The organism is Prevotella sp. S7-1-8, from assembly GCF_000758925.1.
In the GTDB taxonomy this organism is placed as follows: domain Bacteria; phylum Bacteroidota; class Bacteroidia; order Bacteroidales; family Bacteroidaceae; genus Prevotella.
In genome coordinates, this window is sequence record NZ_JRNC01000099.1 from 1 (window position 1) to 9,620 (window position 9,620).

Here is a 9,620-nt window from a genome sequence, read left to right on the forward strand (position 1 = left end):
CAGATAACCAAAGAGAAGCTCAATCAGGACATGGAGAACCTTGCCGCAAGATTGAACGGCGTCGAGGAATTTGCAGGTTGCACCATCTAAAAAGAAAAGCCATGAAACGTGACACAATCATCATCGAGGACAAGGCAGTCAGCGTAACCGGTAACGACGTGTGGATGACCGCCACCGAAATAGCCGGATTGTTCCATACGACCGTCCCGGCAGTGAACGCCGCCATCAGAGCCGTCCGCAAGTCGGACGTGCTGAACGACTACGAGGTGTGCCGCTACATGCAGCTTGAAAACGGGCTGCACGCGGACGTGTACGCCCTTGAAATCATCATCCCGGTCGCTTTCAGGGTGAATACCTACAACACCCACCTGTTCCGCACATGGCTGGTGGGAAAGGCACTCTCACAAGAGAAACGGCAGACATACGTGATGTTCATACAGAACGGAAAAGCCGGGTATTGCTGATTGCACATACCCCATAAGACAAGTAAACGGGTAGCACCACAAAAGGTGTCACCCGTTTACTTTTTCATGAAACCGCCTCACTCCAGCGGCTTGCGGTAGTTCGCTTCCAGTACCCCGCGCAGCCCCGTTTCCGGGTAAAGCACCTTCCCTCCCAAAAGTATGAAGGGCAACACGCGGTTGTTGCGGTATTCCTGCAAGGTGCGCCGGCTCACACGGAGCAGTTCCGACACCTCGCCGTCCGTCAGGTAACGTTCCCCGTCCAGCGGAGGACGGTAGCTTTCCAGAAATGCGGACAGCCATTTCGAGCCTTTGCGCATATCCTGCACCACAGAGGCTATCGGCTCGTCTTCCATCGTAAAAACATCGTTGTTCTCGTTCATCATAACTTCGGATTCAGTGGGTGAATAAATCAAATCATCTGCCGTGCGGATAGAGCGTGCCGACAAGCGGTATCAGCCGCTTCACCTCCTCTGGCTTGTAATAGAACCTGCGGTTTATCTGCGAGTAGCCGATAAGCCGCCTGTCACGCAGCGTCTGCAACGTGCGCGGGCTTATTCTCAACTGCCCGCAGACCTCCTCGCCCGTGAGCCATCTTTCCATGCGCCCCGTGTCGCTTTTGCGCCTCAGGGCGGCGACCTTCTCCGAGAGTGCGCCGAATGCCGCCACCATCATCTCGAAAGTCTTTTTCTCGATAGATACTATTTCCATATTCATGTCATTTAGAGTTTGCCGCAAAGGTAACGAAACGGCATACAAGACGTATCGTTTTCCGCTGAAAGGCTGCCTGTTGCGCCGTTTGACCGGGTTACGGAGCCATCTTCCGCAAAAATCTTACGTGAGTCACGTAGTGAGTTGTTAAAGCCCCTTTTGTTTATTGCCGAATTTTGTCGCAGAAACAAAAAGAAAGGACTGAACATGAAAGTGATAACAATGGAAAGTTCCGCCTACAAGGAGATGATGGCGCAGATTGCGAACATCGCAGGGTACATCCGCGAGGCAAGGGACGAGAAGAAACGGAAGCGGGAAACCGAAGACAAGCTGCTTGACACGGCACAGGCGGCGAAGATGCTCAACGTGAGCAAGCGCACCATGCAGCGTATGCGCACCGACCACCGTATCGAGTATGTGGTGGTACGCGGAAGCTGCCGCTACCGCCTTTCCGAGATACTGCGGCTATTGGAGGACAACACAGTAAGGAACGAGGAAGGGACAATAGACACCCTGTTCCACAACCACACGCTGCGCACGGGCGGCAAACCAAAAGGAAGGAGGACATAGGTCATGGAACTGCTCACACGAAACAACTTCGAGGGCTGGATGCAGAAGCTGATGGAACGGCTCGACCGTCAGGACGAACTGCTGCTGGCGATGAAGGCTGAGGGGAAACAGCCCACTATCACGGAAAGCATCCGCCTTTTCGACAATCAGGATTTGTGCATGTTGCTCCAGATAAGCAAACGCACCCTCCAACGCTACCGCAGCGTAGGCGCATTGCCCTACAAGACGCTGGGCAAGAAGACCTATTACAGCGAGGAGGACGTGCTGACATTCCTTTCCAACCATATCAAGGACTTCAAAAAGGAAGATATAGCCTTCTACAAGGCTCGTATCCATAATTTCTTTCATAAATAACCCATTAAAACATTTTTCAGATGGCAAAGAAAAAAGACGAAAAGGACGTGCTGGTAGTCCGTGACGAGAAGACAGGCGAGATCAGCGTGGTAGCCGGGCTGAACGCGGACGGCACACCCAAGCGCACCCCCGCAAAAGCGGAGAACGCGCAGAGTTTCCTGCAATTCGACCGACATGGCGACGTGCTGGACAACTTCTTCAAGAACTTCTTCCGGCAGTGCAAGGAACCCAGCCGCTTCGGTTTCTACCGCATTGCGGCAGACCAAGCTGAAAATCTCTTAGAGGTGATGAAGCAACTGCTGAAAGACCCCGAAGCGAACAAGGAGCTGCTCGCCCCTCACAAGGTGGACACCTCCGACTATGAGAAGAAGGTGCAGGAAGAGATGGCAGCACAACAGACAGAGAAACAAGAACCTCAAAAACAGGAGAACATGGAACAACGGAAAGAACAGCAACAGGACAAATCCGAACAGATGCAGGGCAAACGTGGCTACCAGCCCATCGACGAGAGTAAAATCAACTGGCAGGAGCTGGAGGACAGATGGGGCGTAAAGCGGGACAACCTTGAAAAGTCCGGCGACCTTACGAAGATGCTCAACTATGGCAAGTCCGACTTGGTAAAGGTCAAACCGACCTTCGGCGGCGAATCATTCGAGCTGGACGCCCGCCTCTCCTTCAAGAAGGACGGTGAGGGAAACATCAGCCTCGTGCCGCACTTCATCCGCAAGGAGCAGAAGCTGGATGAGTACAAGGAACACAAATTCTCCGACAATGACCGGAAGAACCTCCGCGAAACGGGCAATCTCGGTAGGGTCATGGACATTGTGGACAGGGAAACGGGCGAGATCATCCCCTCCTACATCAGCATCGACCGCAAGACGAATGAAATCACGGACATTCCGGCAAGCAGGGTGCGCATCCCGGAGCGCATCGGCAAGACGGAAATCACCACGCAGGAGCGGGACATGCTCCGCGCCGGACTGCCCGTACGCGACAAGCTCATCGAGCGCAACGACGGCAGAAAGTTCGTCACCACCCTGCAAGTGAACGTGGAGCAGCGCGGCGTGGAGTTCGTGCCGGGAACCGGCAAGTCGCCCCGTACCGCACAGACACAGGAAACCAAAGGCGACACATCGAAAAGTCAGGCGCAGGGCGGGGAAAATGCCGCACAGACCAAGAAGGAGCAACGCCGCAACACGTGGACGAACGAGGACGGCAGCATCCGCCCCATCAGCAAATGGAGCGGCGTGAGCTTCACCGACCAGCAGAAAGCCGACTATGTGGCGGGTAAAGCCGTGAAGCTGGAGAACGTGACCGACAAGCAGGGCTTCCATGCCACGATGTATATCAAGTTCAACCCGGAGAAGGGACGCCCGTACCGCTACGACACGAACCCTGACAATGCACAGCAGGTTGCTCCGTCCAACGAGAGCCGCACGCAGGTGGCGGTGAACAACGATGGCAAGACCAACGAGGCTACAAAGAATCTGAGAGAGCCGTTGCAGAAAGGTCAGACCAACCCGAAGGACGCCCGCCAGCAACAGCAGCAGGAGAAGCCGCAGAAGAAAACGGGCAAGGGCATGAAAATGTAATCCCGTGTCCGCCACTGAATCCAAAATAAAATCCAAAGTATCAACAAAAAAGAAGAAGACATGAAGACAATCATTGCAGAAAAGCCCTCCGTGGCACGTGAAATCGCCCGCATCGTGGGCGCGACAAAGAGAGAGGAAGGATATTTCGAGGGAGGCGGTTATGCCGTGACATGGGCATTCGGACACCTCGTTCAGCTTGCCATGCCCGACGGCTACGGCGTGCGCGGATTTGTCCGTGACAACCTCCCGATTATTCCCGACACATTCACGCTCGTCCCCCGTCAGGTCAGGACGGAGAAAGGTTACAAGCCCGACAGCGGCGTGGTGTCGCAGATAAAAGTCATCAAAAGACTGTTCGACACAAGCGAACATATCATCGTGGCGACCGATGCCGGACGCGAGGGAGAGCTTATCTTCCGCTACCTCTACCACTATACGGGTTGCACCACTCCTTTCGTGCGCCTGTGGATCAGCTCTCTCACCGACAAAGCTATCCGCGAGGGACTGCGGAAACTCGAAGACGGCAGCAAATACGACAACCTCTACCTCGCCGCCAAAGCGCGGAGCGAATCCGACTGGCTCGTGGGCATCAACGGCACACAGGCGTTATCCATCGCCGCCGGACACGGCACGTATTCCGTGGGGCGGGTGCAGACACCAACGTTGGCTATGGTATGTGAACGCTACTGGGAGAACCGCCGCTTTACGTCCGAAGCATTCTGGCAGCTCCATATCGCAACGGACGGTTGCGACGGCGAAGTCGTGAAATTCTCATCCTCCGAGAAATGGAAAGAGAAAGAACCGGCGATGGAACTATATAATAAGGTAAAGGCGGCAGGTTGCGCCACTGTCACGAAAGCCGAGCGCAAGGAGAAGACGGAGGAAACTCCCTTGCTCTACGACCTGACCACGCTCCAGAAAGAAGCCAACGCCAAGCACGGCTTCACGGCGGAACAGACGCTTGAAATCGCGCAGAAACTCTACGAAAAGAAGTTGATAACCTATCCGAGAACGGGAAGCCGCTACATCCCCGAAGACGTGTTTGCCGAAATTCCCAAACTGCTCGCTTTCATCGGCACACAGCCCGAATGGAAAGACAAGGTGCGGGCAAAAGCCGCCCCGACACGCCGCAGCGTGGACGACGGCAAGGTGACAGACCACCATGCCCTGCTCGTCACGGGTGAGAAACCGCTCTTCCTCTCCAAAGAGGACAATACCATCTATCAGATGATTGCCGGGCGCATGGTCGAGGCATTCTCTGAGAAATGCGTCAAGGATGTGACCACTGTCACGGCGGAATGTGCCGGAGTGGAGTTTACCGTAAAAGGCAGCGTCGTGAAGCAAACCGGATGGCGTGCCGTCTATGGCGAGGAAAAAGAGGAAATTACCATCCCCGGCTGGCAGGAAGGCGACACGCTGACACCGAAAGGCTCGTCCATTACCGAAGGAAAGACCAAACCCAAGCCGCTGCATACCGAAGCCACCCTGCTCTCGGCAATGGAAACGGCGGGCAAGGAAATTGAGGACGACGCACTGCGGCAGGCGATGAAGGACTGTGGCATCGGTACTCCCGCCACACGCGCCTCCATCATCGAAACGCTTTTCAAGCGCGGTTACATGGAACGCTGCAAGAAGTCGCTTGTTCCCACCGAAAAAGGACTTGCCCTCAATTCCGTCGTCAAGACGATGCGCATCGCCGATGTTGCCATGACGGGCGAATGGGAAAAGGAGCTGGCGCGTATCGAGCGCGGGGAACTGTCCGACGACACCTTCCGCAAGGAGATAGAGGCGTACACACGTGAGATAACCTCCGAACTGATCTCGTGCGACAAGCTCTTCGGCAGCCGTGACTCCGGCTGCGCGTGTCCCAAGTGTGGCACGGGCAGGATGCGGTTCTACGGCAAGGTGGTACGCTGCGACAACACGGAGTGCGGACTGCCCGTGTTCCGGCTGAAAGCGGGACGCACCCTGTCCGACGATGAAATCAAAGACCTGCTCACCGAAGGGCATACCAAGCTGCTCAAAGGGTTCAAGAGCAAACAGGGCAAGAGTTTCGATGCTGTTGTCGCCTTTGACGGGGAATATAACACGACTTTTGTGTTCCCGGAGGCTAAAAAGGACAAGAAATTTTCAGGACGGAAGAAATAGTATTAACTTTGCCACTTGTTCAGAGTAATGAATTGTTCTTCGATACCGGATTACACTCATACTTTGGATTTAGTGGTGGCACTCGGAGGGATACCGAGTGCCTTTTTCTTCCTTTTTCCAACCGATTATCCCGTTAATTATCAATCCGCTAAATCCAAAGTAATGAACAACAAGAAGAAAAACGAGGGTCAGACCGACTTTTCCTATTACGGTCTGTACCTGCTGGACTATCTCCGCACGAACAAGTTTGAACAGGCTGACGACACCGCTTTCATACGGGAACGGGCCGACCGTGCCGCCGAAACGTATGAGAGGGCACGGCTTGAAGGCTATCCCGCCGATGGTGCGCAGGAACTGGCGATGGACACGCTGCTGCGCGGGCTGCATTATTCCCGTTACGCCATCCTCCGCGAAGTCGTGGAAAACGAGTTTGCCGATGAAGTGCCGGAAGAGAAGCGTGAAGCCTTTGTCCTGAAACTGCTGCCGCTTGTCGGCAACGTGTTCTCCGTCTATGACCTCTCGGATGACAATTTCGCCCTGTCTTCCGATTACGACCTGCTCTACACGGAGCTGACGGGAGCAACCGTCCTTTACTTAGACGAATATGGCGTTTAACCGCAAACAGAAACTGCGGGACAACATCGAGGCGATACGGACGGCATTCATCCTTGACAGGGAAAATAGGACAGCGACAACCGAAGAGCGTGCCATACTTCAAAGGTACTGCGGTTTCGGCGGTCTGAAATGTATCCTCAACCCTGCAAAGGAACTGACGGATGCCGTCCGGTGGGCGAAATCCGACCTCGAACTGTTCGCCCCGACGGTGGAGCTGCACAGGCTTATCCGTGAGAACAGCAAGGACGAAACAGAGTACAAGCGGTTTGTGGATTCGCTGAAAGCGTCCGTGCTGACCGCTTTCTACACCCCCAAAGAGATAACCGACACCATCGCGGACGTGCTGGCAGATTACAGCGTCCGCCCCGCCCGTATGCTCGAACCGTCGGCAGGTGTCGGCGTGTTCGTGGATTCCATGCTGCGGCACAGCCCCAATGCGGATGTGATGGCTTTCGAGAAGGATCTGCTCACGGGTACAATCTTGAGGCATCTCTATCCCGACCAGAAAATGCGCACCTGCGGTTTTGAGAAAATCGAAAGACCGTTCAACAATTATTTCGACTTGGCGGTGTCCAACATTCCGTTCGGTGACATTGCCGTGTTCGACGCGGAGTTTCAGCGGAGCGACTCTTTCGGCAGACGCTCCGCCCAGAAAACCATCCACAACTATTTCTTTCTCAAAGGACTGGATGCCGTGCGTGACGGCGGTATCGTGGCGTTCATCACCTCGCAAGGGGTATTGAATAGCACCAAGACCTCCGTGCGTAACGAGCTGTTCAGTCAGGCCAATCTGGTATCCGCGATACGCCTGCCCAACAACCTGTTCACGGACAACGCGGGCACGGAGGTGGGCAGTGACCTGATTGTCCTGCAAAAGAACCTCAGCAAGAAGGAAATGTCGCAGGACGAGCGGCTGATGACCGTGATACAGACGGACACGAAAACCGCCCTGACCGACAACGCCTATTTCATCCACCACCCGGAACGCATCGTGCATACGATGGCGAAACTTGACACAGACCCCTACGGGAAGCCCGCTATGGTTTATCTGCACGAGGGCAAGGCAGCAGGCATCGCCGGGGATTTGCGCCGTATGCTCGACGAGGATTTCCATTACAGGCTTGCCATGCGCTTGTATTCGGGTTCAATCCGGCAGGCAGGAACGGAAGAAAAAGTTGCCGTTCAAAATAAAGTAGAGCGTCCTGCCATAAAATTGGAAACAGTATCCTCGGCGCAGACGGTGGAAACTCCGACAGAAAAGCCGCAACCCGCAGATGAAAAGCCGGAGATAGAACCGCGCCCGCAATATTCCGCAGGCGTGCAGCTCACCCTGCTTGACCTCTGGGGGATGACGGAAGAGGTCAGCCAACCGAAAACCTCCAAAAAGAAAAAGACGGTGAAAAAGGCAGTTACGGCAAAGTCCACTCCGCCCAAACCGAAAGTCACGGTTACACCGACAGCTCCAACTGCAAAACCCGCAATGGAGAATAAGGAGGTGAAAGCGGAGAACACCGCCAAGCCTGCCGACCCGGACGACATCTATGCCACACTGGACTGGGATACCAATCCTCCCATCAACGGTTTCTATGAAATGATGATGGGTTTGACGCCGGAGCGTAGGAAAGAACTTCGGGAACTGGCAAGGCAGCATAACGAGAAACAAGTGGCGGAAAAGACGGAAGTGAAAGCCGTGCCGGAAACTTCCCGTGAGCAGCCACGACAGGAGGAAACACAGCCGGAGGCAGTCGCCGCACCTGCCGTTACAGATACCCCATCGGAAGCGGTGGGGACTTTCCTTTTCCCCGACATCGAAGCGGAAAAGCCGAAGGAGGAAGTCGTGGACCTTTCTCCGCGTGCCTACCACCGCACGCCGGAGATGCACCTGCGCGAAGGGTCGCTGGTGGCTGACCGGGGGCGTCATAACATCGGCTACCTGAAAGACATCACGCCATACGGGGCGACATTCCAGCCGCTCGACCTGAAAGGATACCAGAAGGAAAAGGCGTTGTTGTATGTGTCGCTGCGTGACGCCTACGAGCGTCTGTACCGTTATGAATCGCTCCGGCGCGAGGCAAATGTTCCGTGGCGAGAGCATCTGAATACCTGTTACGATGAGTTTGTCATGCGCTACGGCAACCTCAACGCCAAGCAGAACGTGAAGTTAGTGATGATGGATGCGGGCGGGCGCGACATCCTTTCGCTGGAACGGATGGAAAACGGAAAGTTCGTCAAGGCGGACATCTTCGAGCATCCTGTTTCCTTCGCGGTGGAGAGCCATGCCAACGTAGGCTCTCCCGAAGAAGCCCTGTCTGCGTCGCTCAACAAATATGGTACGGTCAATCTCGACTATATGCGGGAGATAACCGACAGCACGGCGGAGGATTTGCTCACTGCCCTGCAAGGGCGCATCTACTACAATCCGCTCGTGACCGGTTACGAAATCAAAGACCGTTTCATCGCCGGAAATGTCATAGAGAAAGCGGAACGCATAGAGGCATGGATGGGTGACAATCCCGAAAATGAGCGTATGCCGGAGGTGAAGCAGGCGTTGGAGGCTCTGAAAGATGCCGAGCCGCAGCGCATCGCCTTCGAGGATCTGGACTTCAATTTCGGGGAACGCTGGATTCCGACGGGTGTCTATGCCGCCTACATGAGCCGGCTGTTCGACACGGAGGTGAAAATCGCCTATTCCGCAAGCATGGACGAGTTTTCGGTGGTGTGCGGCTACCGCACCATGAAAATCACGGACGAGTTTCTGGTGAAGGGGTATTACCGGAACTATGACGGTATGCACCTCCTAAAACACGCCCTGCACAACACCTGCCCTGACATGATGAAGTCCATCGGCAAGGACGAGCATGGCAACGACATCAAGATGCGCGACAGCGAGGGAATACAACTCGCCAACGCCAAGATTGACGAGATACGAAACGGCTTCTCCGAATGGCTCGAAGAGCAGTCGCCGCAGTTCAAGGAGCGGCTTGTGACGATGTATAACCGCAAGTTCAACTGTTTCGTGCGCCCGCGCTACGACGGCTCCCATCAGACCTTTCCCGACCTCAACCTGAAAGGGCTGGCAAGCCGGGGTATCAAGAGCGTCTATCCCTCACAGATGGATTGCGTCTGGATGTTGAAACAGAACGGCGGCGGAATTTGCGACCACGAGGTG

Annotated in this window: 9 protein-coding genes; 7 read left to right on the forward strand and 2 right to left on the reverse strand. The window is 55.0% G+C overall.

Annotated elements, in window-relative coordinates:
- The first annotated feature begins 101 nt into the window (after positions 1-101).
- Positions 102-464: a hypothetical protein gene (locus tag HMPREF1640_RS11675; protein WP_004291423.1), complete on the forward strand. Its 363-nt coding sequence runs from the start codon at positions 102-104 to the stop codon at positions 462-464.
- A 77-nt stretch (positions 465-541) separates the two neighbouring features.
- Here the strand turns inward: HMPREF1640_RS11675 and HMPREF1640_RS11680 are convergent, their stop codons facing one another.
- Both HMPREF1640_RS11680 and HMPREF1640_RS11685 read right to left on the reverse strand, forming a co-directional pair.
- Entirely contained in the window at positions 542-847 is a 306-nt protein-coding gene (locus HMPREF1640_RS11680; RefSeq protein WP_004291424.1) for a helix-turn-helix domain-containing protein, read from the reverse strand.
- Positions 848-878: 31 nt separating this feature from the next.
- Positions 879-1,178: a helix-turn-helix domain-containing protein gene (locus HMPREF1640_RS11685; RefSeq protein WP_004291426.1), complete on the reverse strand. Its 300-nt coding sequence runs from the start codon at positions 1,176-1,178 to the stop codon at positions 879-881.
- Between the two features lie 201 nt (positions 1,179-1,379).
- Between HMPREF1640_RS11685 and HMPREF1640_RS11690 the strand changes: the two genes are divergently transcribed.
- The 6 genes from HMPREF1640_RS11690 to HMPREF1640_RS11715 form a co-directional block, all read left to right on the forward strand.
- Positions 1,380-1,742, forward strand: coding sequence for a helix-turn-helix domain-containing protein (locus tag HMPREF1640_RS11690; RefSeq protein WP_004304264.1), 363 nt, complete (start codon positions 1,380-1,382; stop codon positions 1,740-1,742).
- A gap of 3 nt (positions 1,743-1,745) precedes the next feature.
- Positions 1,746-2,096, forward strand: a complete 351-nt coding sequence (locus HMPREF1640_RS11695) for a helix-turn-helix domain-containing protein (RefSeq protein WP_004291454.1) — start codon at positions 1,746-1,748, stop codon at positions 2,094-2,096.
- A gap of 20 nt (positions 2,097-2,116) precedes the next feature.
- A complete protein-coding gene (locus HMPREF1640_RS11700) occupies positions 2,117-3,688 on the forward strand; it encodes a DUF3945 domain-containing protein (protein ID WP_036895050.1) in 1,572 nt (523 codons plus the stop codon).
- 60 nt (positions 3,689-3,748) lie between these two features.
- Complete coding sequence (gene topB / locus HMPREF1640_RS11705) at positions 3,749-5,836, forward strand: type IA DNA topoisomerase (protein ID WP_004291456.1); 2,088 nt, start codon at positions 3,749-3,751, stop codon at positions 5,834-5,836.
- A 162-nt stretch (positions 5,837-5,998) separates the two neighbouring features.
- Positions 5,999-6,451: a DUF1896 domain-containing protein gene (locus HMPREF1640_RS11710; protein ID WP_004304266.1), complete on the forward strand. Its 453-nt coding sequence runs from the start codon at positions 5,999-6,001 to the stop codon at positions 6,449-6,451.
- Positions 6,441-9,620 (forward strand): N-6 DNA methylase (locus tag HMPREF1640_RS11715; protein ID WP_036895053.1); only part of this gene is annotated, 3,180 nt, incomplete at its 3' end. The genes HMPREF1640_RS11710 and HMPREF1640_RS11715, both read left to right, overlap by 11 nt.